The 24365-nt window shown below is 46.3% G+C and carries 26 protein-coding genes; 25 read left to right on the plus strand and 1 reads right to left on the minus strand.

Going from position 1 to position 24365, the window contains the following annotated elements; genetic code table 11:
• Positions 1–98 precede the first annotated feature (98 nt).
• The 23 genes from QNO02_RS11320 (at position 99) to QNO02_RS11430 (ending at position 22034) form a co-directional block, all read left to right on the plus strand.
• The gene (locus QNO02_RS11320) at positions 99–362 is read left to right on the plus strand and encodes a DUF3243 domain-containing protein (RefSeq protein WP_017689119.1); all 264 of its coding nucleotides are present in this window, start codon (positions 99–101) and stop codon (positions 360–362) included.
• Positions 363–559: 197 nt separating this feature from the next.
• On the plus strand, positions 560–1327 hold the full coding sequence (locus tag QNO02_RS11325) for a DUF3388 domain-containing protein (RefSeq protein WP_024630282.1): 768 nt from the start codon (positions 560–562) through the stop codon (positions 1325–1327).
• Between the two features lie 66 nt (positions 1328–1393).
• Positions 1394–2458 (plus strand): helix-turn-helix domain-containing protein, encoded by a 1065-nt coding sequence (locus QNO02_RS11330; RefSeq protein ID WP_289392047.1) that lies wholly within the window; start codon positions 1394–1396, stop codon positions 2456–2458.
• 73 nt (positions 2459–2531) lie between these two features.
• Positions 2532–2696, plus strand: a complete 165-nt coding sequence (locus QNO02_RS11335; protein WP_167350848.1) for a hypothetical protein — start codon at positions 2532–2534, stop codon at positions 2694–2696.
• 155 nt (positions 2697–2851) lie between these two features.
• Positions 2852–3343, plus strand: coding sequence for a YajQ family cyclic di-GMP-binding protein (locus QNO02_RS11340; RefSeq protein WP_017689115.1), 492 nt, complete (start codon positions 2852–2854; stop codon positions 3341–3343).
• A gap of 320 nt (positions 3344–3663) precedes the next feature.
• A complete protein-coding gene (pgsA, locus tag QNO02_RS11345; protein WP_062833849.1) occupies positions 3664–4251 on the plus strand; it encodes a CDP-diacylglycerol--glycerol-3-phosphate 3-phosphatidyltransferase in 588 nt (195 codons plus the stop codon).
• Positions 4252–4358: 107 nt separating this feature from the next.
• Positions 4359–5615 (plus strand): competence/damage-inducible protein A, encoded by a 1257-nt coding sequence (locus tag QNO02_RS11350; RefSeq protein WP_091017238.1) that lies wholly within the window; start codon positions 4359–4361, stop codon positions 5613–5615.
• 242 nt (positions 5616–5857) lie between these two features.
• Positions 5858–6922 carry a recombinase RecA gene (recA, locus tag QNO02_RS11355; RefSeq protein ID WP_062833851.1) on the plus strand — a complete coding sequence of 355 codons (1065 nt, stop codon included), beginning with the start codon at positions 5858–5860 and terminating at the stop codon, positions 6920–6922.
• A gap of 284 nt (positions 6923–7206) precedes the next feature.
• Positions 7207–7944, plus strand: a complete 738-nt coding sequence (locus QNO02_RS11360; RefSeq protein ID WP_091031821.1) for a regulatory protein RecX — start codon at positions 7207–7209, stop codon at positions 7942–7944.
• Positions 7945–8254: 310 nt separating this feature from the next.
• Positions 8255–9796, plus strand: a complete 1542-nt coding sequence (gene rny, locus QNO02_RS11365; protein WP_036670418.1) for a ribonuclease Y — start codon at positions 8255–8257, stop codon at positions 9794–9796.
• 154 nt (positions 9797–9950) lie between these two features.
• Positions 9951–10745 carry a TIGR00282 family metallophosphoesterase gene (locus QNO02_RS11370; RefSeq protein ID WP_076330701.1) on the plus strand — a complete coding sequence of 265 codons (795 nt, stop codon included), beginning with the start codon at positions 9951–9953 and terminating at the stop codon, positions 10743–10745.
• 117 nt (positions 10746–10862) lie between these two features.
• Positions 10863–11123 carry a stage V sporulation protein S gene (locus tag QNO02_RS11375; protein WP_007430104.1) on the plus strand — a complete coding sequence of 87 codons (261 nt, stop codon included), beginning with the start codon at positions 10863–10865 and terminating at the stop codon, positions 11121–11123.
• An 86-nt stretch (positions 11124–11209) separates the two neighbouring features.
• Positions 11210–12208 (plus strand): dipeptidase, encoded by a 999-nt coding sequence (locus QNO02_RS11380; RefSeq protein WP_289392052.1) that lies wholly within the window; start codon positions 11210–11212, stop codon positions 12206–12208.
• A gap of 195 nt (positions 12209–12403) precedes the next feature.
• On the plus strand, positions 12404–12976 hold the full coding sequence (pduL, locus tag QNO02_RS11385; RefSeq protein ID WP_017689107.1) for a phosphate propanoyltransferase: 573 nt from the start codon (positions 12404–12406) through the stop codon (positions 12974–12976).
• 312 nt (positions 12977–13288) lie between these two features.
• Entirely contained in the window at positions 13289–14845 is a 1557-nt protein-coding gene (gene miaB, locus QNO02_RS11390; RefSeq protein WP_289392053.1) for a tRNA (N6-isopentenyl adenosine(37)-C2)-methylthiotransferase MiaB, read from the plus strand.
• Positions 14846–15144: 299 nt separating this feature from the next.
• Positions 15145–15558, plus strand: coding sequence for a YlbF/YmcA family competence regulator (locus QNO02_RS11395; protein ID WP_272907590.1), 414 nt, complete (start codon positions 15145–15147; stop codon positions 15556–15558).
• Between the two features lie 209 nt (positions 15559–15767).
• A complete protein-coding gene (locus QNO02_RS11400; RefSeq protein WP_036609249.1) occupies positions 15768–16172 on the plus strand; it encodes a PaaI family thioesterase in 405 nt (134 codons plus the stop codon).
• 78 nt (positions 16173–16250) lie between these two features.
• Complete coding sequence (locus tag QNO02_RS11405; protein WP_091031809.1) at positions 16251–17054, plus strand: NUDIX hydrolase; 804 nt, start codon at positions 16251–16253, stop codon at positions 17052–17054.
• A 67-nt stretch (positions 17055–17121) separates the two neighbouring features.
• Positions 17122–17679, plus strand: coding sequence for a cysteine hydrolase family protein (locus tag QNO02_RS11410; protein WP_289392056.1), 558 nt, complete (start codon positions 17122–17124; stop codon positions 17677–17679).
• 198 nt (positions 17680–17877) lie between these two features.
• Positions 17878–19332, plus strand: coding sequence for a nicotinate phosphoribosyltransferase (locus QNO02_RS11415; protein WP_289392058.1), 1455 nt, complete (start codon positions 17878–17880; stop codon positions 19330–19332).
• A gap of 318 nt (positions 19333–19650) precedes the next feature.
• Positions 19651–20304 (plus strand): hypothetical protein, encoded by a 654-nt coding sequence (locus tag QNO02_RS11420; RefSeq protein WP_091031803.1) that lies wholly within the window; start codon positions 19651–19653, stop codon positions 20302–20304.
• Positions 20305–20385: 81 nt separating this feature from the next.
• Complete coding sequence (locus QNO02_RS11425) at positions 20386–21405, plus strand: oxidoreductase (protein ID WP_091031801.1); 1020 nt, start codon at positions 20386–20388, stop codon at positions 21403–21405.
• A gap of 74 nt (positions 21406–21479) precedes the next feature.
• Positions 21480–22034 (plus strand): hypothetical protein, encoded by a 555-nt coding sequence (locus QNO02_RS11430; RefSeq protein ID WP_289392059.1) that lies wholly within the window; start codon positions 21480–21482, stop codon positions 22032–22034.
• Between the two features lie 68 nt (positions 22035–22102).
• On the opposite strand, the gene QNO02_RS11435 is transcribed toward QNO02_RS11430, so the two are convergent.
• Complete coding sequence (locus tag QNO02_RS11435; RefSeq protein ID WP_047842524.1) at positions 22103–22621, minus strand: MogA/MoaB family molybdenum cofactor biosynthesis protein; 519 nt, start codon at positions 22619–22621, stop codon at positions 22103–22105.
• 171 nt (positions 22622–22792) lie between these two features.
• Here QNO02_RS11435 and QNO02_RS11440 point away from each other — a divergent pair, with 171 nt between their 5' ends.
• Together QNO02_RS11440 and QNO02_RS11445 are read left to right on the plus strand one after the other, a co-directional pair.
• The gene (locus QNO02_RS11440; protein WP_289392060.1) at positions 22793–23911 is read left to right on the plus strand and encodes a CobW family GTP-binding protein; all 1119 of its coding nucleotides are present in this window, start codon (positions 22793–22795) and stop codon (positions 23909–23911) included.
• Between the two features lie 73 nt (positions 23912–23984).
• Positions 23985–24320: a four-helix bundle copper-binding protein gene (locus tag QNO02_RS11445; protein WP_036609230.1), complete on the plus strand. Its 336-nt coding sequence runs from the start codon at positions 23985–23987 to the stop codon at positions 24318–24320.
• Positions 24321–24365 lie beyond the last annotated feature (45 nt).

Genomic DNA, 24365 nt, shown 5'->3' on the forward strand with positions numbered 1-24365 from the left:
CTAGATTATTTTCAAAATGCTCGTATATAAAATGCCTCGAAAGCACATATTACAACTGTTGATTTTAAATCTCATGCGTCATCTAAGGAGGATTTATCATGTCAACAGAAAAAACAGTGCTCTCCAGTTTTGACACATGGAAGAAGTTCCTGGGTGACCGCGTACTGCAAGCAGAGAAGATGGGGATGAGTGAAGAAACCATCAACAAACTTGCGTATGAAATCGGCGACTTCCTTGATGAGAAAGTCGATCCGGCGAACCATTCCAACCGGGCATTGAAAGAGTTATGGGATGTCGGCGATGCAGATGAGCGTCGTACGATTGCGTGCCTGATGGTCAAATTGGCCAAACAAAACGCATAAGATTACAGATGAAGAGCTCCCGCAAGGGGGCTTTTCTCTAATGATTACAAACGGATTACAGAGCTGTTCTTGTAATTCATTTTCATTTTATATATCATTAACGTGACCCATTTTTAGAAGATGTCTCAGATTGTTGTCCAGTGGACACGTTCTGTTGCTGTCGAATAATGTGGAATAATGCATTACGGGGTGTTGAAATGGAATCTAAACAATGGTACATGGAATATAAAATACATAAGAACAGACCCGGTTTGTTAGGCGATATTGCCTCTATGCTGGGGATGCTTGAAGTGAATATATTGACCATTAACGGTGTTGAAGGCAAAACTCGAGGCATGCTGCTTGAATCGGATGATGATGAAAAAATCCGTTTGCTTGGTGAAATGCTTGGCAAAGTAAACAGCATCACCGTATCGGCTTTGCGTCAACCTAAATTGGTGGATATTTTGGCCGTGCGTCATGGCAGATACATTGACCGTGACTCGGATGATCGCAAGACATTTCGTTTCACACGAGATGAACTTGGGTTACTTGTGGACTTTTTGGGTGAAGTATTTAAGAGGGAAGGCAATCAGGTCATTGGTTTGCGCGGAATGCCTCGTGTTGGTAAAACGGAGTCCATTATTGCGGGTAGCGTATGTGCAATGAAGCGATGGACGTTTGTTTCCTCTACACTTCTTCGTCAGACGATAAGGAGTCAAATGTCCGAAGACGAATTGAACCCGAACAATGTGTTCATTATCGACGGTATTGTTAGCACGATACGCTCCAGTGAGCGGCATTACAACCTGTTGCAGGATATTATGACCATGCCTAGCACCAAAGTTATTGAACATCCGGATATTTTTGTACAGGAATCCGAATATGATTTTAATGATTTTGATATTATTATTGAACTTCGCAACAATCCGAATGAAGAAATTATTTATGATACGTTTACGGCTAGCTACACCGACGAATTGTAAGGAACCGTACGGAATCATGAAATAGATTAGCAACAACTCAAGAGATAAACATAAGGAGGAGATGGCATGTCTGAACTGGGTCAGCAGTTAAGGGAGGCCCGGCTGCAAAAAGGGATGAGTCTTGACGATGTACAGGAAATGACAAAAATTCGCAAGAGGTATCTGGAGGCCATAGAAGCAGGAGACTATAAAGTGCTGCCGGGTAGCTTCTACGTGCGTGCTTTCATCAAAACCTATGCGGAGACCGTGGGACTGAACCCTGATGAGCTGCTGGAGGGACACAAAAAAGACGTACCCGCAGAAGAGGCGGAAGCAACGATGGAACCGGTTATACAGAAGCGTTCCAGCCGTCCGGTTGAGCGTAGTAATCGGTGGATGTCTGTCGCGCTGATGTGGACATTCCCTGTTTTGATCGTAGTACTGTTGTATGTATACGTGGTGTATAACAATGGTGATGAATCAGATAATCCGGGGCTTGATCAGGTCAAAATTACGGACAGTCAACAACAGCCTGAGGATAAACCGGATCAACCTGCCGACAACGGACAGGCATCTAATCCGCCTGCGACAGATTCAGGTACTGACGGTACTGGTGAGGGCGAAGCTGGCGGTAACGGCGGCGGTACAGACACGGAAGGACAGACGGACGGTCAAACTGATGGTCAAACTGATGGCCAAACGGACGGACAGACGGATGAAACTGAGGAAGAACCAACTGACAATTCACCGTCTAATGTGACTGTTGCGGAAGATGGGAAATCAGGAAATATTACGAACTTTAAAGTTAACGGTAGTGCAGGGCAACCTGTAACGGTTACGATCAAAGCAACAGGTCATAGCTGGCTGGAAGTGTACAAAGGCGAAAACTCCAGTGGAGAGAAGTTGGAGTATGGTAACACAGCCGAAGGTGACAGCTATACCTTTGAGTTGGATAGTGCAGGCATGTATATTAAGTCCGGTTACGCTGCAGCGACCACGATTGAGGTTGGCGGGCAAGTTGTAACGGATGGCAAGGCGACCAATCGGATCCGTTTGAAGCTTGGTGAAGACAGTAGTAGTAGTACTACTTCTTCTACAGGTGTTGAAAATGGATCAACGGACGGTACAGGGGGTACCACGGGGAACGAATAACCGGGTCAACTGCAGGAGACAATAACCGTGTCTTAACTTGCAGTTAACTTTTGGTGAAGTGAGGTGGATGGCTGTGACAGTCAGCTGGATCGTAACAGGTTTAGGGATCATTGTCAGCCTCCTGGGTTATTACCTGACTCCAAGTGCTTGGGGTTACGGAATATTGGGTTTTGGACTTGCACATGTGCTTTTGGGTGTGCTCGATATGTTCAGACAGCCCAACCGCAGCCGCTATTAGGTTGGAAGCTGGACCAGCAAGCATTTTTGGCAGCCACTTCAAGTGGAAGCCAAAAATGCTTTTTTCTTTGTCTAAAACAGCTTGAAATTAGACTTTTGCTTAAGGTATCCTCTATAATGTTACAGAACATACGATTAACTGAAAGGGTGACTGGTTTGAGTTCAGAAAATTCATTTGATATCGTGTCCAAAATGGACTTGCAAGAACTGACAAATGCCGTTACACAAACCGAGAAGGAAATTGGCACTCGTTATGACTTCAAGGGCAGCAAGAGCAGCCTGAAACTGGATAAGGATGCGTTAACGATCGTATCTGATGATGAGACCAAACTCAAGGCTGTCATTGACGTGCTGCAATCCAAAATGGCGAAGCGTGGTCTACCATTGAAAAACATTGATTACGCAAAGGTAGAGCCAGCGTCTTCTGGTACAGTCCGACAGCGTTTGAATTTTAAACAGGGGATTGATCAGGACATCGCCAAGAAAATCAATATTCTAATTCGCGATTCCAAGATGAAGGTGAAGAGTCAGATTCAGGGAGACCAACTCCGGGTAACTGGTAAGAGTAAAAATGATTTGCAAGCTGTCATGCAGCTGCTAAATGGTGCTAACCTACCTCTGGATTTGCAATATACAAATTTCAAGTAATATGGCCTTTTTGTAGCAAAAGTGTTTTTTGACACTGTATTGGGCGTATATTATACTAAGTGTGCATTGCTGGCAGTCATGCATCAAGTCCAGTCCTCATCGTTTGCTGACTTTGTGAAAAGCAGTACATCTTCTGGAAGTCACCGGAACGTTTAAAGCGGTTTTGCTTTTGAGCGGTTGACTTTATTTTTTGCGTTTCTACATAGTGGGATCATGTTAATATGGATTGACATTGAAACTGTACATTTCATGTTCCGGATGATGATAACGGGATTATGATGATTGTTTGGAGTAATGGAGGATATGAGGGAGGGCGTCTTGTGAATTTACCCAACCGGATTACGCTTGCACGAATTTGCTTAATCCCTTTTTTGATGGTGTTCCTGCTCGTGGATTTTCCATTTTATCCAGAGCCGTTGCAGCTTGGAAGCTTTTCGCTTCCGTATAATCAACTGATTGCTGCTGTTATTTTTATCATCGCCGCAAGCACAGATGGAATTGACGGATACCTTGCGCGGAAAAATAACATGGTTACCAATCTGGGGAAACTGCTCGATCCACTCGCAGACAAGCTGCTGGTTACTGCAGTTTTGATCTCGCTTGTGGAGATGGGCAAGCTGGATTCCTGGATTGCAGTTGTTATTATTAGTCGTGAATTCGCAGTTACCGGCTTGCGTCAAATTGCATTGCTGGATGGTTCGGTTGTTGCCGCTAGTGCTTGGGGCAAGCTGAAGACTGTAGTGCAGATTGTGGCGATTGTGCTGTTGCTGTTGAACAATTTCCCGTTTTCATACACGGGTATTCACGTCGATATTATTGCGGTATGGGCAGCAGCGCTTATTACCATCTGGTCGGGTATCGATTACTTTATCAAAAACAAAAATTTGCTTCATTTAACAAAAGCATAATGGTTTGTTCTTAAATGGGTAATCATGAAGGAAGCATTGGGTCAGGGGCAATAGGAAATTATCCTATTGCCCTTTGATCACTCACCACGTGTACAGGAGGATGCTCAATGAAGGCAGAAATCATTGCAGTTGGCACAGAGCTACTGCTTGGACAAATCGTCAATACCAATGCCAGATACCTATCCCGTGAATTGGCTGCGATGGGGATCGATGTATATTTCCAAACGGTGGTTGGGGATAACCTGAACCGTCTTAGTGAAGCTATACGCATTGCGCAGGGCCGTGCAGACGTTATTTTGTTTTCCGGTGGCATCGGACCTACCCAAGATGATCTGACCAAGGATGCGCTCGCAGCTGTTCTTAACCGGAAACTGCATACAGATCGAATGGCAATGGACAAAATTGAGAGCTTTTTCAGAGATCGTAATGTGGACATGACAGAGAATAACCGACGTCAGGCGATCGTTATTGATGGCGGCACACCTCTTGCCAACGAAACAGGACTTGCGGCGGGAAATGCGATTTCTGACAATGACAAATATTATGTTGTAATGCCTGGACCACCTAAAGAGTTGATTCCAATGTTTGAACAGGAAGTCAAGCCTTGGCTGTTCCAGCATGTGCTCACAGAAGAGATGCCAATCTATTCCCGAATGCTCAAATTCGCAGGTATTGGTGAATCTGCTTTGGAAGATCGACTATTGGATCTGATTGACGCGCAGACAGACCCCACGATTGCTCCTTACGCGAGCGAAGGCGAAGTTACGGTACGTGTCTCCACGAAGGCTGCGAGTGAGGGAGAGGCGAAGCTGAAGCTGGATGCGATGGAGGTTCAGATTCGGGAGCGTTTGACAGAACATCTCTACGCGAACGAGGATGTGCCTATAGAGTACACGATTGTAACCATGATGTCTGACATGGGGTTGACGCTCAGCGCTGCTGAGAGCTGTACAGGAGGGCTTGTCATGCAAAGTCTGACCTCTGTACCCGGAAGTGCGTCAATGCTCAAAGGTGGAATTGTTTGTTACTCCAATGAAATTAAAGAAAAGTTGCTAAATGTGCCTCATGATTATCTGGAAGGTGAAGATGCACCAGGGGCGGTAAGTCCTGAGGTTGCAAAAGTGCTTGCTGAACAGATCCGTATGATTGGCGATGCTGATTTTGGCCTGGCTGTTACCGGTGTAGCTGGACCGGGATATTCGGAACGTAAACCACCCGGACTTGTCTTCATCGCTCTTGCTGAACGTGGAAAAGAGACGGAAATTCATGAGCTGCGTATTAATGGTAATCGTGAGACTGTTCGCATTCGTTCAGCCAAAGCGATTCTCTATCGCTTATGGCAAAAACTTGTGGCGATGGATTGATTAGTTAATAGCTTCGATTGCATTTACAGTTCCAAGCAAGTATAATTAAGGAAGACGGAAGAACCGTAGAATTAGGCTTTACAGCCTTGTTTACGGTTCTTTTTTCTGTTTAATGGAAAGTTTCCTTGAGGAAGAGGCGCCTCGGCCTTTACAAAAAAACGAATGTATGTTCGAAAAAAAGCTTGGCAAACGTGTTAAAACAAGGTATCATTATCTTATAAACAGTAAAGGGTGTGAGCTTATTGTCAGACCGTCGTGCCGCGCTTGATATGGCGCTCCGTCAAATAGAGAAGCAATTTGGTAAAGGATCCATCATGAAACTGGGTGAGTCCACTCATATGAATGTGGAAATTATTCCCAGTGGTTCCTTGGCTTTGGATATTGCATTAGGAACAGGCGGCTTGCCTAAAGGCCGTATTGTTGAAATATATGGACCTGAATCCTCAGGTAAAACAACTGTCGCATTACATGCGATTGCTGAAGTACAACGTGTTGGTGGACAAGCAGCATTTATCGATGCCGAGCATGCTCTTGATCCTCAATATGCAAGCAAATTGGGTGTTAACATTGACGAATTGCTTCTATCTCAGCCAGATACGGGTGAGCAAGGGCTGGAAATTGCAGAAGCTCTTGTACGCAGTGGTGCAGTAGATATCGTTGTTATTGACTCCGTAGCTGCCTTGGTTCCAAAAGCAGAGATTGAAGGCGAAATGGGTGATTCACACGTTGGTTTGCAAGCGCGTTTGATGTCTCAGGCGTTGCGTAAATTGTCTGGTGCAATCAGCAAATCCAAAACAATCGCAATCTTCATTAACCAGCTTCGTGAGAAAGTCGGCGTTATGTTTGGTAACCCGGAAACAACACCTGGTGGTCGTGCTCTGAAGTTTTATTCCACAGTACGTCTGGATGTGCGTCGTATTGAGAGTATCAAATCAGGCAATGACATGATTGGTAACCGTACTCGTATTAAAGTTGTGAAAAACAAAGTGGCACCTCCGTTTAAACAAGCGGAAGTGGATATCATGTATGGCGAGGGTATTTCGAGAGAAGGCAGTATCATTGACATTGGTACAGAGCTGGATATCGTTAATAAAAGTGGTGCATGGTACTCCTACGAAGGCGAGCGTTTAGGACAAGGCCGTGAGAACGCAAAGCAGTTCATGAAAGAGCATAAAGACATTGCTGAAATCATTGAACAAAAAATTCGGGTAGCTAGTAACTTGACTACCGCAGTTCCTGCGCCAACTAGTGAAGAGCAACAAAAAGAAGCAGAAGAAGAACAAGAATTGTTTGAAATCAACGAGTAATCTCTCAAATCCTCCCTTGTAGGGAGGACCCTGAGGGTGTTTCCCACTGGACTCCGTAAACTTATCTGATTGAGCTTGGATCAATCTGGATAATGGATTGTAGTGGGAGTGCTCATGCTGTCTAACAGCCCCTGTCCCAATGGACAGGGGCTGTTAGCACGCTAACTGTGGAGTAAAGGCCGGGCAGAGTTCCCGGTCTTTTGTATTATTAGTGTTCTTTGTCTTATGTGTGGAGATGTGCTTGGCGTAGTCAGAATGAAAATGTTATGAAAGGGGAGACCTGAATGGATCAACATGACGAGGATTTATATGAAGAAGCAGAACAGGATGGCCTATCCCAATTTCCGGACAACGAAGAACTTATTATTACACGTGTAGAACGAACGAAGAGCAGGCAAGCTCGTTATCGAATCACTTTTGGTATCCACTCCATTACGGTTCTTGAAGATGTGATGATTAAATACAGGATGACTCAAGGCAATACGTTTATGAAGAAGGATCTGGAGGAAATCATTGTAGCTGATGAGCGACAGCGGACGTATGCACAGTCTCTGCGTTTTTTGGAGCATAAGCCACGTACGCGCCATGAATTAAGTCAGAAACTTCGTCAGAAGGAGTTTGCTGCACCATTAATTGAAGAGACGCTGGATCGCCTTGAGCGGGAGAAGTTAGTGGATGATGATCTATTTGCGAAGGAATGGACAAGACAGCGTATGGAGGGCAAGCGGAAGGGAAAACTGTGGATAAGGCAAGAGCTGCGTCAAAAGGGCATTGCCAATGATCTCATTGTTGAGGCACTAGAAGGTATTAGTACAGATGCGGAATTTGAGACTGCCTTGAGTGCCGGACGCAAAAAATGGAATCAGGTCAAAGGGGACGTCAAAGAGAAGAAAAATAAAACGCTTCCCTTCCTAATGAGACGTGGTTTTTCAATGGATATGGTGCGCCGGGTCGTGAATTGTTTAATTGAAGAAGATGAGGCTGGGGACCCTGAAGATGACGAAGCGTTGTTATGGGATTAGCAGACTAGAGTCTCTATACTGCATTCTCTTGACAATTTCTTTCGTCAAATACTAAAATGGACATGAGTCTGTAAGAAATGGACAACCCTTTTTCCTTCCAAAAAAGCGGTTTCGGTTTCTTAAGATTTATACCATTCTTAATTATGGGTTCGCTGGAAACAGTGAATAGTACGTGGAAACATGTACATGTGAAATGAAAATCGGCGGGGGATCGCCGTGAGTATTCGTTATTCCCAAACATATGTAAGGTTTGAAAACTGCAAATTGACCCAAGGAATGCCTTGGAGGAACCAACGAGGAGGTGAACAGTATGGAAATTGCAATCACGATCGCTCTCGTTGCAGCCGCGCTATTCATTGGGTTCGGAGTAGGATATTTTATTCGCAAATCTCTTGCAGAGGCTAAAATCTCTAGTGCGGAACAAGCTGCCGTACAAATCGTGGAGAACGCGAAGAAAGAGGCAGAAGCACTGAAGAAAGAAACAGTGCTGGAGGCGAAGGATGAAATCCATCGCATTCGCGCTGAAGCTGAAAAAGACACTCGTGAACGTCGGAATGAAATTCAACGACAAGAAAGACGATTGTTGCAAAAAGAAGAGTCGCTGGATAAAAAATTGGAATCACTCGAACGTAAAGAAGAGCAAGTGGCTAACAAAGAGAAACGAATTGATGAGACTCAGCAGCAGATCGAAATGATCTACAAAAACCAGGTGACAGAGTTGGAACGTATATCCAACCTCACCATGGAAGACGCACGCAGTATCATACTGTCCAACGTAGAACAGGAAGTTCGTCATGAGACGGCTCAAATGATCAAGGACATTGAACAACAAGCGAAGGAAGAAGCGGACAAAAAGTCCCGCGAGATTATTACACTCGCCATCCAACGTTGTGCGGCTGACCACGTAGCGGAAACAACGGTATCTGTTGTTACTCTGCCAAATGAAGAAATGAAAGGCCGGATTATCGGTCGTGAAGGACGTAACATCCGTGCGCTTGAAACCCTTACAGGGATTGACCTCATTATCGATGATACGCCAGAAGCTGTTATTCTGTCGGGCTTTGACCCGATTCGCCGTGAGATCGCCCGTACTGCCCTGGAGAAACTGGTGGCTGATGGACGTATTCACCCGGCACGGATTGAAGAGATGGTTGAGAAATCCCGCAAAGAAGTGGATGAGCGCATCCGTGAATACGGTGAGCAAGCTACCTTTGAAGTGGGCGTGCATGGTCTGCATCCGGATCTGATCAAAATTTTGGGCCGGTTGAAGTTCCGTACAAGTTACGGTCAGAACGTCTTGAAACATTCCATGGAAGTCGCTTATCTGGCTGGACTGATGGCTGGCGAACTCGGAGAAGACGTAACTCTGGCAAGACGTGCAGGTCTATTGCATGACATCGGTAAAGCGCTGGATCACGAAGTGGAAGGATCACACGTCGAAATTGGCGTGGAACTGGCGAAGAAATACAAAGAACATCCGGTTGTAATCAACAGTATCGCGTCCCATCACGGAGATTGCGAAGCGACTTCGGTCATTGCCATGTTGGTTGGCGCAGCAGATGCGCTATCCGCAGCAAGACCAGGCGCACGCCGCGAAACGCTGGAAACGTATATCAAACGACTGGAGAAGCTGGAAGAAATCTCAGAATCCTTCGAAGGTGTCGAGAAATCGTACGCCATTCAGGCCGGACGCGAAGTTCGCGTTATGGTACAGCCTGAGAAGATCGATGATGCTGAAGCCTTCCGCTTAGCCCGTGACATCACGAAGATGATTGAGAATGAACTCGACTATCCGGGTCACATCAAAGTCACCGTCATCCGGGAAACCCGTGCGGTTGAATACGCAAAATAGAGCATTACGGAAAAGTGGCCGCAGTAGTGGGCCACTTTTCCTGTTGATAGCCTGTTAAAAGGCAACTACACATTATGGAGCATGAGATAGAGTCCTGCAAAGGTTCAACATTTGAAGTAAGAGGACTTTGCAGGAATTGAGGAGGCAGTAATCAATGAAAGTTTTGTTTATTGGTGACATTGTAGGTAACGTGGGACGTAAGGCATTAAAGGAAAATTTACCGTATCTGAAATCGAAGTATAAGCCACATGTAGTGATTGTGAATGGTGAAAATGCGGCAGCAGGTCGCGGCATTACCGGTGCAATCGCAAATGAGTTTTTCAACTGGGGTGTACATGGTATTACACTTGGTAATCATACTTGGGACAATAAAGATATTTTTGATTTTATAGATGATGAGCCGCGCATGATTCGTCCAGCGAACTTTCCACCAGGCACACCAGGACGAGGATACACGGTTGTCAAAGGCGAAGGGAAAGAGCTAGCGATTGTCAATCTGCAAGGAAGAACATTCCTGCCTGCTCTGGATTGTCCATTCCGTGTAGCTGATGAAATTGTAGATGAGCTACGCCAAGACTATAAATGTATTTTAGTTGATATGCATGCTGAAGCGACGTCAGAAAAGATTGCCATGGGATGGCATCTGGATGGACGTGCGTCTCTCGTTGTAGGTACACATACGCATGTACAGAGTAATGATGATCGGATTTTGCCTGGAGGAACAGCTTACTTGACGGATGCAGGCATGGTAGGACCTCGTGACGGCATATTGGGTATGGAGCGTGAGGCCGTGCTGCGTAAGTTCTACACCCAACTACCTGTACGTTTTGTTGTGGATGATGGCAAATGGCACTTCCATGGTGTTTTTGTTGAAATTGATGAAACCACAGGTGCGGCAACACGCATCGAAAAAATTCGTCTGACGGAGGACGAGTGGCGCATGGAATAGGGGTATTGTCCCATTTTGCAGGGAAACCCGTCTAAAAAGAAGGAATTTTTTTGCCTCCCGCGAATAACATCTAGTAAGTGGAAACAAACTTTCAACATTCCCAGGGAGGTACTTACCATGGATGTATTAAAAGTTTCAGCAAAGTCCAATCCTAATTCTGTAGCCGGCGCTCTTGCAGGGGTTCTTCGTGAACGTGGAAATGCTGAACTGCAGGCAATTGGAGCGGGAGCACTGAACCAAGCCATTAAAGCGGTAGCGATAGCCCGGGGATTTGTAGCACCAAGCGGAGTTGACCTGATTTGTATTCCAGCTTTTACAGACATTGTGATCGACGGCGAGGACCGAACGGCCATTAAGCTGATTGTGGAGCCCAGATAATACATGTAGTATGCATTGAACCTGTTTACGATGTAGACAGGTTTTTTTGCGTTTTTTTTGCAATAAAATATGGAGGAGGGTTTAAGATGTCCGTGTCTGATTGGCGTGTAGCTGATTTTCACTGTGATGCACTGAGCAAAATTTTGATGCAGCCTGCTCTTTCATTCCAAGATGCTCCACAACTGGATGTGAACTTGCAACGTTTGAATGAGGGGAATGTAGGATTGCAGGCGTTCGCCATCTATTTACCCGAAGTACTTGGCAGAGGCAAGTTTGAACATGTGATGGGGCAATTGGAGATTTATTGTAGACGTGTGGAGAGAAGTCAGGAGCGGCCTGGCGGCACACAGACGTTGTTATGGCGTGAACAGGTGGCTCAGGTGGGGCAGACAGAGGGTCCGTGGGGATTAATCACACTGGAGGGTGTAGATGGCCTGGAGGGCAACCTGTTCTATCTGGAGTTATGTTATCAGATGGGTGTTCGAATTATTGGACTAACGTGGAATTATGCCAATTGGGCGGCTGACGGAGTAATGGAGAAGCGAGGAGCAGGTCTGACCGAGAAGGGGAAAGAACTGGTGCGCCAGTGTAATGAAATGGGAATGCTGTTAGATGTGTCACATTTGACGGAGAAAGGTTTCTGGGAACTGGCTGACTTGAGCAAACGTCCATTTATCGCCTCCCACTCCAACAGCTATAGCGTATGTCCCCATGTGCGTAATCTGAAAGATGATCAGATTCAGGCCATCATTGCCCGGGAAGGGCGGATCGGACTGACGTTTGTGCCCTGGTTTGTAAAGCAGGAGGGTGTGGTAAGTATAGAAGATTTGTTGCCTCATATTGAGGAGATCTGTTCTCTGGGCGGGCAGCATCACCTGATGATGGGGTCCGATTTTGATGGAATTTCAACGTATATTCAGAGACTTGAACATTCAGGACATTATCCGAGACTGACGGAAATCCTGCTCAAACATTATGATGAACATCTGGTTCGTGGCTGGTTGTGGGGGAATGCAATGAGTTATCTGGGGGAACACTTGCCAGAGAACAATCCGAAGATAAAGGGGGCTTCCGTGAAATTGTGAAGTGGGCTCTGGGACCGACCCAATGGGTGGAATGAGGCTTGTTTTCCAAATAAAGGACGGGAATGATGGTGAAATAAGTGTATTTCATGAATTTTCACCAGTTCGTTTTCATTTCACTCCAAAAAGGAGTATAATACCATTGGATTGTTAAGAGCCTGAGTACAGGCCATAGATAAACAAGGAGTGAAATTTACAATGAGTAAAACAGTACCTGTGGGCGTATCTGCCCGTCACATTCATGTATCCCAAGAGCACGTTGAAATTTTGTTTGGCAAAGGTTATGAACTGACTGAATTTAAACCTCTGTCCCAGCCTGGCCAATACGCTGCTAACGAAACTGTAGCGGTAATTGGTTCGAAAGGACAGTTTGATAAAGTGCGTATCCTTGGACCTGTTCGCCCTGAAACGCAACTGGAGATCTCCATGACAGATTCATTTGCGATTGGTGTTAAAGCACCTGTACGTGAATCTGGAAGCATTGAAGGTACACCAGGAATCACAATTAAAGGTCCTGCTGGCGAGGTAACGATTGATAAAGGGGTTATCGTTGCTGCTCGTCACATTCACTTCCATACTTCTGATGCTGCTAAATGGGGTATCGAGGACAAACAAATGCTGAAAGTTCGCCTCGGCGGAGATCGCGGTCTTGTACTGGAAAATGTACTGGCTCGTGTATCCGATTCTTTCGCACTGGACATGCATATTGATACAGATGAAGCTAATGCTGCTGGCGCTCGTAATGGCGACACTGCTGAAATCATCGATTAATTACATGTAATAGCTTCAGCCGCCAATTGGGGCGGTCTGAGTAACGTATAAACCTGAGCACAGCCAACAAGGGCCGGTTAATTCCAGCCCTGATGGCAAGGCTCAGGTTTTTGTATTTTCTGAGTGTTCTTCTGAGCATGACATGTTTCGGATTAGACGAAGGGACATGCCGTTTGGATGTGGAACTACAGCCCAATTCATGCTATAATTTGCTGTAATGCTCTTTTAATGTTCCCGACAAGAAATTCACGTGGAACAGGGATGAATGAACGATTTTTTATTAATAGAGGCTGTAAGGAGTGACCGAAGGAAATGGCTAAAGACTCAAAAAAGGATTACTCCCAATATTTTGATTTCTCCGATGCCAAAGTAATTTCGCAAGATGAATTCAGCAAAAAGATAAGAATCCGGGGCCGTGAGATTAACATCAAATCGGAACCGAATCATCGTCAGGAGAAACAGCGGGGCAAGGAAGACGTCCAGGTGCTTTACGAAAATGCCGTTCCCGATGAACTGAAAAACATAGGGAAAGGCAAACACTATATTGTATATACGTATGGATGTCAGATGAACGAGCATGACTCGGAGACCATCAAAGGCCTGCTTGAGTCTATGGGATATCAGGCTACAGAGGATCGCAAAGAGGCTGATATTATTCTGCTCAATACGTGTGCCATACGGGAAAATGCGGAAGATAAAGTATTTGGTGAGCTTGGGCACCTGAAAACGCTAAAACTCGAACGTCCGGGATTGTTACTTGGCGTATGCGGGTGTATGTCCCAAGAAGAAGGCGTCGTTAACCGAATCATGCAGAAGCATGGATTTGTGGATATGATCTTTGGTACACATAATGTGCATCGATTGCCACATCTAATCCAGGAAGCGTTGTTCAGCAAAGAAATGGTTGTTGAGGTGTGGTCCAAGGAAGGCGACATTATTGAGAACCTGCCGAAGAAACGTGAGGGTATGCGCGGCTGGGTGAACATTATGTATGGCTGCGACAAGTTCTGTACATATTGCATCGTTCCGTTTACGCGGGGCAAAGAACGCAGCCGTCGTCCGGAAGATGTCATTGCCGAAGTTAGGGATTTGGCACGACAAGGCTTTAAGGAGATCACGCTGCTTGGTCAAAATGTGAATGCGTACGGCAAGGATTTCACCGACCTGAACTACAGCTTTGGCGACTTGATGGATGCCATTCGCCAAATTGATATTCCGCGAGTACGATTCACAACCAGTCACCCACGTGACTTCGATGATCGCTTGATTGAAGTGCTGGCCAAGGGCGGAAACCTGGTGGAGCACATTCATCTTCCGGTGCAATCTGGCAGTTCAGAAGTACTCAAACGTATGAGCCGCAAGTATAGCCGGGAACACTATCTGAAACTGGCTGACAAAATTAAAAAGGCCATCCCGGATGTTGTGTTGACAACGGATATTATTGTTGGTTTTCCAGGGGAAACGGAAGAACAGTTTGAAGATACACTTTCCCTTGTCCGTGAAGTAGGGTATGATTTTGCCTATACCTTTATTTATTCCCCGCGTGAAGGTACACCGGCTGCGGTGATGGAAGACAACGTACCGATGGAAGTGAAGAAGGAACGTTTGAAGCGCTTGAACGAAACGATCAACGAATACAGTCACCGAAGCAATGAAGAGCAACGCGGCAAAATCGTTGAAGTGCTCGTTGAAGGCGAGAGCAAGCGGAATTCCGAAGTTCTGGCAGGACGTACGCGCAGCAACAAGTTGGTGCATTTTGAAGGACCCAAAGAATTGATCGGTACTTTCGTACAAGTGGAAATCACCGATCCGATGACTTTTTATATTCGGGGCAACCTGCTCTCTGAGCCGGTAGCTGCCAATCAGTAATACACACACCAATAAGATGAATGATTTTTTGCACTTAGCGGGGTTACGCCGAGCGTAGCGAAGGTGACGGAATCGATTCTGTAGAAGCGAAGCGTTCGCCTTTGTCTCCGAATTTTCACCTTGAATATGTTCAATCGAAAAAAATTCGGAGACAACAGCGATCAAAAGAACGATCCGACACCGTAGCGGTCACTGAGCAGTCAACTGAGCTAGGGCAACATGAATATTCATCTTATATCATCTCATAGAATGGAGCGATTTCAGTGGCGCAGGAAGAAGTGCAGTACAACCATTATGGAATGCCAACCTACGATACGCGCAATCTGGTCATACGCGACGACATTATGGGAAAAGCCAAAGAATTGGCTGATATGCTCGGAACGAGTGAGGAAGTTAGACAGTTTCAACAGGCTGAAACCAAAATTCGTGATCATGAGCGCATCCAGCAGTTGATTGCAACGATCAAGAAAAAACAAAAAGAGATTGTTGCTTTTGAAAGCTTCAAAAATGTGGAGATGGTCAGCAAAATTGAACAGGAAATTGACGATCTGCAAAGCGAACTGGACAGTATTCCATTGGTTACGGAATTCCAGCAGAGCCAGAGCGACATCAACTACTTGCTTCAACTAGTGATCTCTGTAATCCGGGATACGGTTTCTGAAAAAGTAAACGTGGAGGCTGGAACGGATTCACCTCCGACCAGTTGCGGTTAAATGACGGAAGGGTGCGGACGCTGTCCGCGCCTTTTTTGACATTACATAACCGTTAACGTGGAGTGGCTATCGCCAAGTACTCGGAATATAATTCCAAGCAAAGCTCCACGCTGTGGGGTTATTTTGTGTGGCGCAGCTGATTTTTAATGATAAAGGCACATGACATCAAGAGAGCTTGATACGTACAGTGAATAAAGGAGAAATGAATAATGAGTATTTTGGACAAAATGGTGGAAGACGGAGACGGACGATTCTGGGGATTTCTCGGCTGTCGTTATATTAAAGGAGACGGTAAAGAAGTACAGATCGCGTTGACAGCAGGCGAACATCATACGAACTCCATGGGGATTATTCATGGGGGTGTATTGACTTCACTGATGGATCAGGCGATGGGGATGGTCGCAACAGCAGCAATGGAAGTGGACGGCTGTGTGACAACGAATCTGAACGTGCATTTTCTTGCACCAATGAAACAAGGGGAGTTAACGGTGACAGCTACGGTACTGCATCAAGCAGGACGCAGTGTTACGACTCAATCGGAGGTTCGTGATGCATCGGGCACGTTGGGATGTATGGCTACGGCGACATTCCGCATAGCACGCCCGAGAACGTAACGCAAGAATCCTGCGGTTGACAAAAGATATTATTATGTCATAATGAAATTATCAAAATGAAAATAGTCGGTGGTGCCCATGAGCGAAAACTACGAACACTTTAATGCAGAGAGCGACGAACAAGCAGCACGTGCTTATAGTTCCAAAAAATATCGTACCCCCGATGGTGTTCCTGCGGATATCGTTATGTTCACCTTGACCAAGCGGGAGCGCAAGACGGTGACAAAGACACTTCCCATTCGGGAACTGAAAGTGATGCTGATCAAGCGCAAAGGCTGGCCTTTTGCAGGCAGATGGGCATTACCCGGTGGATTTTGTCAGGAAAATGAATCCATCTATGGTGCAGCTAAGCGTGAGCTGATGGAAGAGACAGGTGTAGACGGTGGACATCTGGAATACTTGAATGTATACAGTCAGCCGGGTCGTGACCCAAGGGGCTGGATTATCTCTCACGCATTTTTTGCACTTGTAGAAGAATGGATGCTGGATCAACGCCAAGCAGCAGATGATGCTGAGGATGTTGGATTGTTCACCATTCAGGAGGCGCTGCAAGAACTGGAACTGGCTTTTGATCACAGAACAATCATCGAAGATGCTTATCGACGTATTCAACAGCAGATGCTGGAAACGACGATTGCTCGTCAATTCCTGCCACGTGAGTTTACATTAAGTGAATTATATCAGGTTATTCAAAGTGTTGTACCGGATTTTGAAGAACCAAACTTCATTCGCAAGATTACGTCTACCCGCAGCCGTAAAGGCATTGTGGAAGAAGTACGGGATGAAGAGGGGAACCTGGTGAGTTCCAACCAGTACTCGCAGCGTCCGGCGCAACTATATCGTTTTACAGAACTCGTACCACGACTTTCCATCTATACGTAATAAGGTGTAGGTGTGTCAATCTGATTGAATCAGAATCAACCATTTCTTGGCTAAGGGAGTGTTGACGATGAAAGCACTGATTGTCATTGATTTTACGAACGATTTTGTGACAGGTTCTTTGCCTGTAGGTCAGCCGGCAGTAGAGATCGACGAGACGATTGCAGCTGTAACCGAGGCCTATTGTAAGAACAAACATGAGGTAATCATGGCTGTGGATCTGCACGAGGAAAATGATCCGTATCACCCGGAGACTGTCCTTTTTCCACCTCATAACATCAGAAATACGGAGGGGAGACAGTTATATGGTCGTCTTGCCCAGGTGATGGAAGAACGGAAAACAGATATACAGTGGATGGATAAGACGAGATATAGTGCATTCTGTGGGACTGATCTGGAACTCATACTGCGTGCACGTGGTATTAAGGATATTGCACTGATTGGGGTATGTACGGATATTTGCATATTGCATACCGCAGTGGATGCTTACAATAAAGGTTTTCATATTACGGTATATGAAGATGCCGTTGCGAGCTTCAATCCAGCAGGGCATGAGTGGGCACTTGGACATTTTCGTTCCAGCCTTGGTGCTTCGGTGGTTAAGGCGAGCGAGACAGTCTTGGCTTAATTTACTCCATAGTCATGTTTGGTTGGCCTCATGTTAGGAACCGGATGAATGTGGTGAATGGTGTATAGAGTTTTTTTACGGGAGACTTGTTTGTTTAATACGGATGAACAGAATCATGAAGAATAAGTCTCCATATGTTAACCCGTGTTCACAGATGAAATCTGGGGGCACGAGCGGAAGTCAGAGAGGATGAGACAAATGCAGACAACTAGTCTGGCTTTACATACGGATAAATATCAGATCAATATGATGTACGCCCATTGGGTGAATGGTACACACAAGCGGAAGGCGGTATTTGAAGCCTATTTCCGTAAGCTTCCTTTTGGCAACGGATATGCGGTATTTGCCGGATTGGAACGGATTGTGAACTATATCAGCCAGCTTCGGTTTACGATGGACGACATCAAATTTTTATCCAAACAAGAGGAAAATTACGATCCGGCCTTTCTGGAAGAATTGCTCCAGTTTTCATTTCAGGGGACGATTCATTCCATGAAGGAGGGGGCAATCGTTTTCCCTGACGAACCGCTCATTCGGGTAGAAGGCTCCATTATGGAGACACAATTGGTGGAGACGGCGATACTTAACTTCATGAACTATCAGACGTTGATTGCAACCAAGGCTTCGCGGATCAAACAGGTAGCACAGCAGGATACGTTACTCGAATTCGGTACACGGCGCGCACAGGAAGCCGATGCTGCCATCTGGGGCGCACGTGCCTCGTATGTAGCAGGCTTCCATGCAACGTCCAACATGCTGGCCGGTGAGCGCTTCGGAATCCCTACAGCAGGTACACATGCCCATTCCTGGGTACAGAGCTTTATGAGCGAACAGGAGGCGTTTGACGTGTATGCCAAAGTGTTGCCGGATCAGGTTACGCTGTTGGTGGATACCTTTGACACGTTGAACAGTGGGGTACCCCATGCCATCAAGACCGCCAAGAAGTTGGAGAGCCAAGGCAAAAAGATGAATGCGATTCGTCTGGACAGCGGTGACCTGGCGTACTTGTCCATTCAGGCACGTCAGATGTTGGATGAGGCTGGCCTGGATTATGTGAAAATTGTAGCATCCAATGATTTGGATGAAAATACGATTTTCAACCTGAAGGCTCAGGGAGCACGGATTGATACATGGGGTGTTGGTACACAGTTGATTACGGCTTCTGACCAGCCGTCTTTGGGTGGAGTATACAAATTGGTGGAGCGTGAAGTGGACGGTGCTATGCTGCCTACGATCAAAATATCTGCCAATCCTGAAAAGGTGTCCACTCCAGGTAAAAAGGAAGTGTTCCGGATCATTGATCCGAAACATGGCAAAGCGATTGCAGATTATATCTGCTATCCAGATGAAGAGCAGCCGCTACAGGGCGGACCGCTCAAGCTGTTCAACCCGCTACACCCTTACTTGAAAAAGACCGTTACCCGCTACGAAGCGGTAAATATGCTGGAGCCGATCTTTGTGAACGGACGCAAAGTATATGAGCTGCCTAATCTGGATGAGATTCGTGCGTACCACCAGGAACAGATGAACCTCTTCTGGCCTGAATACCAACGGAAGCTCAACCCGGAGATCTACCGTGTGAACATCAGCCCTGCGGCATGGAATATGAAGCAGAAGCTCATTGCGGAACATGTGAAATTCACAGAGGAATGATCTACACATCAGAATTACAGAGAGGCATAACCAGGGAAAATGACTGGCTTATGCCTTTTTGATGCTCATAAAGGGTATACATTTTTCTTGTATGATCCAGTGATGTAAGAAATCTCATGGACAGACCGCCGAGGTAGCAGGCATACTGGAATTTGGCTTGTTCAGTTCGAGAGGTTGTTCAAGAATGGACTTTTTGAACGCGCATTTAGAGGTGCAAGGCAGTCATTATTTCTCGGGAAAGCGCAGGAGACGCCAAATTCTGCAACGATTGATTCAATCGCACGGCTGTAGGGGATGAAAGTAAGAGGAGGTGCAGACATGAGATGCATATTGGGCCTGGTCTGGATCGCTTTTATTGCCTATGCATTGTTGTTGGCACCGGGGCAGTCACCTGGAAGTGACCCGATATTCAAAGAACTGATCACAATGCAAAGCAAAGAGCCGTGGTTACTTACTGTGTTTTCGTGGTTAGGTATTTTCCCGGCAGTTTATGCCTGTATACTGTTAAGAACATCTGTGAAAGAACGAGGTGCACGTGTACCGGCTTGGCCTTTTGTGTTGTTTTCTTTTGGACTAGGCGCTTTTGCGCTGCTTCCCTATTATGCATGGTCATCATCCGCCAATAGAGCTTCGGGTTACGCAAGCTTGCATTTTGGCCGTCAGCGGGAGTCGGGAATTGCACGGGTAGTGGCCCATAAGCTGACGCATGTAGTCCTTCTGCTGTTAACGCTGGGGACAGCATTCTATGCCGTGACGCAAGGTGATCCGGATGTATATATGGACGCGTTCAGACAATCTTCCTTTGTACATATCATGACCATTGATTTTGTACTGCTGACCTTACTCTCCATGCTTGCGATATACAGGGATACTATAGTGAGTCGACGTTCACCAGCTTGGGCAGTGGCAGGCATTATTCCCATTGTGGGTCCACTAATCTATCTGTTGACATTAAGGAGAGACAGAGCCTGATCATTACGTTAAGCCTGAATGCGAACATTTCATGTGCTTAATGGAAAAATATATAAAACTCAGAAGAAGGAGTGCATATCGATGAAAAACCAGTTTAACGCATATGTTGTCCGTAAAGAAGAACAGGGCGGAGTGAAAGCTGCCATAGAGCAACTGAAGCAGGAAGATCTGCCAAATGGAGATGTAACGGTACAGGTACAATATTCCAGTGTCAACTATAAAGACGGGCTCGCGACGCTTGAAAAGGGTGGTGTCGTTCGTGAATACCCGATTGTACCCGGAATCGATCTCGCCGGAACGGTAGAGGAGTCGGTAAGTGGACGTTTTGCACCGGGAGATCGGGTGATCAGTACTGGGTTCGAACCGGGTGTATCTCATTACGGAGGATACAGCGAGTATGCGCGTCTGCGCAGTGAATGGCTGGTGCCGCTACCACCGGGTCTTAGTGAGAAAGAAGCTATGGCGATTGGAACCGCAGGATTTACGGCTGCACTTTCGGTAGATGCGCTTCTGCAAGCTGGAGTTACACCGGAGATGGGCAAGGTTCTGGTTACGGGTGCAACAGGTGGCGTTGGGAGTATGGCCGTTGCGATTTTAGCGAAACTCGGCTTTGAAGTAACAGCCAGCACAGGCAAGAAGGAGCAGGAGGAGTCATTGCTCCGAAACTTGGGAGCCTCAGAGGTGATTAGTCGTGAACAAGCTGATGCTCCAGCCAAAGGAGCCATGGGGAAACAGCTATGGGCAGGCGTTGTTGATCCAACAGGAGGACCAGCTCTCGCGGAGCGATTGAAACAGATTCAATACGGAGGTGCGTTAGCGGTATCCGGGTTAACAGGCGGCACAGCTTTTGAATCTACGGTGCTTCCGTTTATTTTGCGTGGTATCCAGCTTATTGGTATAGACTCTGTATATTGCCCGATGGAACGTCGGGAACGAGTGTGGAAACTTCTCGGTGGAGAATGGAAACCGGAGCGCGCGCTGGAACTGGGAATCCGGGAGATTTCTCTAGATCAATTGCCTCATACGCTGGAGACGATACTCCAAGGTGGTGCAGTAGGTCGTACGGTGGTCAATACGATATCAGATCTGCCATCCGCATAAGATTCTAAGTCCTTAGACATGCTAATTCTACCTGATTGGGTCACAGTACACGTGGCTGGAAAGGAAGGATTGGCATGTGGTTTGCTAGAAAAGGCCGAAGTCTGGCTGGAAGAACAATGAAGTTGGTACTTGTAAGTGGCGTGTTGATCACGAGTATCTGGTCACTGGTGGCTTGTTCGGCATCATCCATTGAACAGGAGCGGAAGGTCTACACCCGCGAAGCGACAGATGAAGGAAATATGAGGGCACAGAGTCAAGGACACGGATTAAACGGTGAATTGGTGAGTGAGATCAGTAAGAGTTTTGAAGCAAAAGGCATTCAGCTGATGAATAATATGTCTGCCGATGACGGCCATGGTGGGATCTCTTATATGTATTTGTTGAATGGAAGTGGCAGACATATCGTGAAAGTCCATATTTTCAGTGATGCGACAACCCGGGCTGCCAGCATGAAACAAATGTACAGTGAGAATCGTGATGAAGCTGTCTTGGAGAATGCGCTTGGCCGAACAACGATTCGCAGCAAAGGAAACGTCTCACTCGTATATACAGCTTCTGGTGGGGAAAAGGACAAGTATGAACAGGATGTGTTGCAGGTGTTCCGACATGTGCTGGGGCAACTAAGATAAGTAGAGCGAGATACCCTTCGTACTTTACCATACAGTTGAAAATAAACCCGAAAAACCCGTCTGATCTTTCAGACGGGTTTATATATTTCACGCATCACATGCCGCAGCTCGGGCAAAATGAGTTTTTCCATAGCCAATTTGACGGCTCCTTTGGAACCCGGCATGGAGAATACGGCTGTGCGTCCGATCGTTCCAGCGACGGCTCTGCTCAGGATGGCAGCGGAACCGATATCTTCGGTGTAACTGAGAAAACGGAAGATCTCACCAAAGCCCGGGAGTTCCTTGTCGAGTAGTGAGGATACAGCTTCGTAGGTTGTATCTCGGGGTGCAATCCCTGTTCCGCCGCTAAGCAGCACGGCTTCGATATCATCACGAACGGCTGCATCTTGCAGGATGCTACGAATGTTCTCCGTTTCATCTGGTGTGATGATGTATTCAACAATCTGATAACCCGCTTCATTCAGAAGCTGGTGCATGAGCTGGCCACTGGTGTCAGTGTCTTTAGTGCGTGTGTCCGATACTGTAACAATCATGCACGATACCGTGGTCGGAGCTTCCTGGCGATGTTGTTCCACTGAATTAGTCATGAAACTTCCTCCTTCAATCAACATGTCCTCATAGCATAGACCATCCGGTAGAATCAGGCAATGTACTGGGGAAGAGTTGAACGTTATTGCACAACGAATGCGGGATGGTGTACACTCGCTAGATATAGTTAGATCAGGTTACAAGAAGGACAATCAGAGAGGTGTTTAAGGATGAACGAAACGATTTTAAAAGAACAATCCATACCTGTATATATACTGTCAGGTTTTTTGGGGAGTGGCAAAACAACACTGCTTGTTCAGTTGATCGAACATTGGCAACAGCAGGGTTTGCGTCCCGCAGTGGTGATGAATGAGTTAGGCGAAGTCAATCTGGATGGTCAGATTGTGGATTCCACCGTTCCGATGACAGAGATGTTAGGTGGATGCATCTGTTGTACCGTACGTGGTGACTTGGGATTGCAACTTGCTGATCTCGTTCAAGAGGAATCACCGGATGTGATCATCATTGAAGCCACCGGTGCCGCGAACCCAATGGAGATTTTGGATGCGGTAACGGAGACCTCACTCTACATGCGACTGGAACTGAAAAGTCTCATTACCGTTGTGGATGCAGCGCATCTATCTGGCCTATATCAGGAGCAGAAGGGGCAGACGTTCAAACTGATGCAGGAGCAGATTCGCTGTGCGTCTGTGCTTCTCTTGAATAAAACGGATAGGGTGAGTGCACAGGAACTGAAGGATCTGGAACAGCTTTTGGCAAAATGGAATGGCTTCGCACCTGTAATTCCTACAGTGAAATGTGAGGTGGAGATGGATCTGCTGCTTCGCAGCGGGGCAGACGTGCATGTACGTGATTCAGCTTCTGAAGCAGATAAGCCGGCTCACCAAGAGCATCATGTGCATACGGAAACCTGTGGCACAGATGGATGCAGTCATGGACATGAACATACACATCATACAGTCCAAGGTGATGCTACGAATAATGACGCATCCTATAGCCATGTCCATGACCACGGTCACGAGCATGTTGCTCCTCATGCCTCACACGAACATGTCATGGTATATACGCATTATTTCAGTCATCCGGTGAACAGTGAGGCGTTTGAACAATTTGTATCTGCTTTGCCACGGGATGTGTATCGAGCAAAAGGCATTTTATCGTTTAGTGACACAGCGAGTCGCTTCTGGTTCCAGTATGCCTACCGTGAATCGGACTACATGAAGATCACACCTCAGGGAGAGGTCCCTAATGTTGCAGTGTTTATAGGTGAACATTTTGACCAAACTGTCATTCGTGACCAATTACTGGAATTGGAAGCAATAAAGTAGGTTAGATGATTCAATATTCCTCCGAACTGGGTATTAAGATGCATAGCAAACTTTGCCTGGGAGGTAACTTTAAATGACACAACAACAATATCAACAATGTATCGATGCTTGCCTGGAGTGCATGAATGCTTGCAACGTATGTTACATATCGAGTCTTAAAGAATATGATCTGGCGATGCTGCGTGATTGCATTCGTTTGAATCGGGAATGTGCGGAGATCTGCAGTTTTGCTGCACAAGCGATGACACGTGGAAGCGATTTTATTGCTGAAATATGCGAATTGTGTGTGAAAGCTTGTGAAGCTTGCGCCGCAGAGTGTGGCAAACACCACCATGATCACTGCCAAGCATGTGCAGAAGCTTGCCGCAGATGTGCAGAAGCTTGCCGATTGATGGCAGCAGTAGCGTAATTATTATTTCTCTGGAATATATATAATTAAAACCGATAATGACCG

Source organism: Paenibacillus sp. PK1-4R (assembly GCF_030369595.1).
Lineage (GTDB): Bacteria > Bacillota > Bacilli > Paenibacillales > Paenibacillaceae > Paenibacillus.

Excerpts from the sequence above, each read along its gene's own strand:
- QNO02_RS11425 (WP_091031801.1), top strand. The coding sequence starts at position 20,386 with ATGAAAAACCAGTTTAACGCATATGTTGTCCGTAAAGAAGAACAGGGC.
- QNO02_RS11360 (WP_091031821.1), top strand. The coding sequence starts at position 7,207 with ATGGATCAACATGACGAGGATTTATATGAAGAAGCAGAACAGGATGGC.
- QNO02_RS11375 (WP_007430104.1), top strand. The coding sequence starts at position 10,863 with ATGGATGTATTAAAAGTTTCAGCAAAGTCCAATCCTAATTCTGTAGCC.
- QNO02_RS11445 (WP_036609230.1), top strand. The coding sequence starts at position 23,985 with ATGACACAACAACAATATCAACAATGTATCGATGCTTGCCTGGAGTGC.
- QNO02_RS11395 (WP_272907590.1), top strand. The coding sequence starts at position 15,145 with ATGCCAACCTACGATACGCGCAATCTGGTCATACGCGACGACATTATG.
- miaB (WP_289392053.1), top strand. The coding sequence starts at position 13,289 with ATGGCTAAAGACTCAAAAAAGGATTACTCCCAATATTTTGATTTCTCC.
- QNO02_RS11410 (WP_289392056.1), top strand. The coding sequence starts at position 17,122 with ATGAAAGCACTGATTGTCATTGATTTTACGAACGATTTTGTGACAGGT.
- QNO02_RS11325 (WP_024630282.1), top strand. The coding sequence starts at position 560 with ATGGAATCTAAACAATGGTACATGGAATATAAAATACATAAGAACAGA.
- QNO02_RS11435 (WP_047842524.1), bottom strand. The coding sequence starts at position 22,621 with ATGACTAATTCAGTGGAACAACATCGCCAGGAAGCTCCGACCACGGTA.
- rny (WP_036670418.1), top strand. The coding sequence starts at position 8,255 with ATGGAAATTGCAATCACGATCGCTCTCGTTGCAGCCGCGCTATTCATT.
- QNO02_RS11420 (WP_091031803.1), top strand. The coding sequence starts at position 19,651 with ATGAGATGCATATTGGGCCTGGTCTGGATCGCTTTTATTGCCTATGCA.
- QNO02_RS11405 (WP_091031809.1), top strand. The coding sequence starts at position 16,251 with ATGAGCGAAAACTACGAACACTTTAATGCAGAGAGCGACGAACAAGCA.
- pduL (WP_017689107.1), top strand. The coding sequence starts at position 12,404 with ATGAGTAAAACAGTACCTGTGGGCGTATCTGCCCGTCACATTCATGTA.
- QNO02_RS11440 (WP_289392060.1), top strand. The coding sequence starts at position 22,793 with ATGAACGAAACGATTTTAAAAGAACAATCCATACCTGTATATATACTG.
- QNO02_RS11415 (WP_289392058.1), top strand. The coding sequence starts at position 17,878 with ATGCAGACAACTAGTCTGGCTTTACATACGGATAAATATCAGATCAAT.
- QNO02_RS11330 (WP_289392047.1), top strand. The coding sequence starts at position 1,394 with ATGTCTGAACTGGGTCAGCAGTTAAGGGAGGCCCGGCTGCAAAAAGGG.
- QNO02_RS11430 (WP_289392059.1), top strand. The coding sequence starts at position 21,480 with ATGTGGTTTGCTAGAAAAGGCCGAAGTCTGGCTGGAAGAACAATGAAG.
- QNO02_RS11370 (WP_076330701.1), top strand. The coding sequence starts at position 9,951 with ATGAAAGTTTTGTTTATTGGTGACATTGTAGGTAACGTGGGACGTAAG.
- QNO02_RS11350 (WP_091017238.1), top strand. The coding sequence starts at position 4,359 with ATGAAGGCAGAAATCATTGCAGTTGGCACAGAGCTACTGCTTGGACAA.
- QNO02_RS11400 (WP_036609249.1), top strand. The coding sequence starts at position 15,768 with ATGAGTATTTTGGACAAAATGGTGGAAGACGGAGACGGACGATTCTGG.
- QNO02_RS11320 (WP_017689119.1), top strand. The coding sequence starts at position 99 with ATGTCAACAGAAAAAACAGTGCTCTCCAGTTTTGACACATGGAAGAAG.
- QNO02_RS11380 (WP_289392052.1), top strand. The coding sequence starts at position 11,210 with ATGTCCGTGTCTGATTGGCGTGTAGCTGATTTTCACTGTGATGCACTG.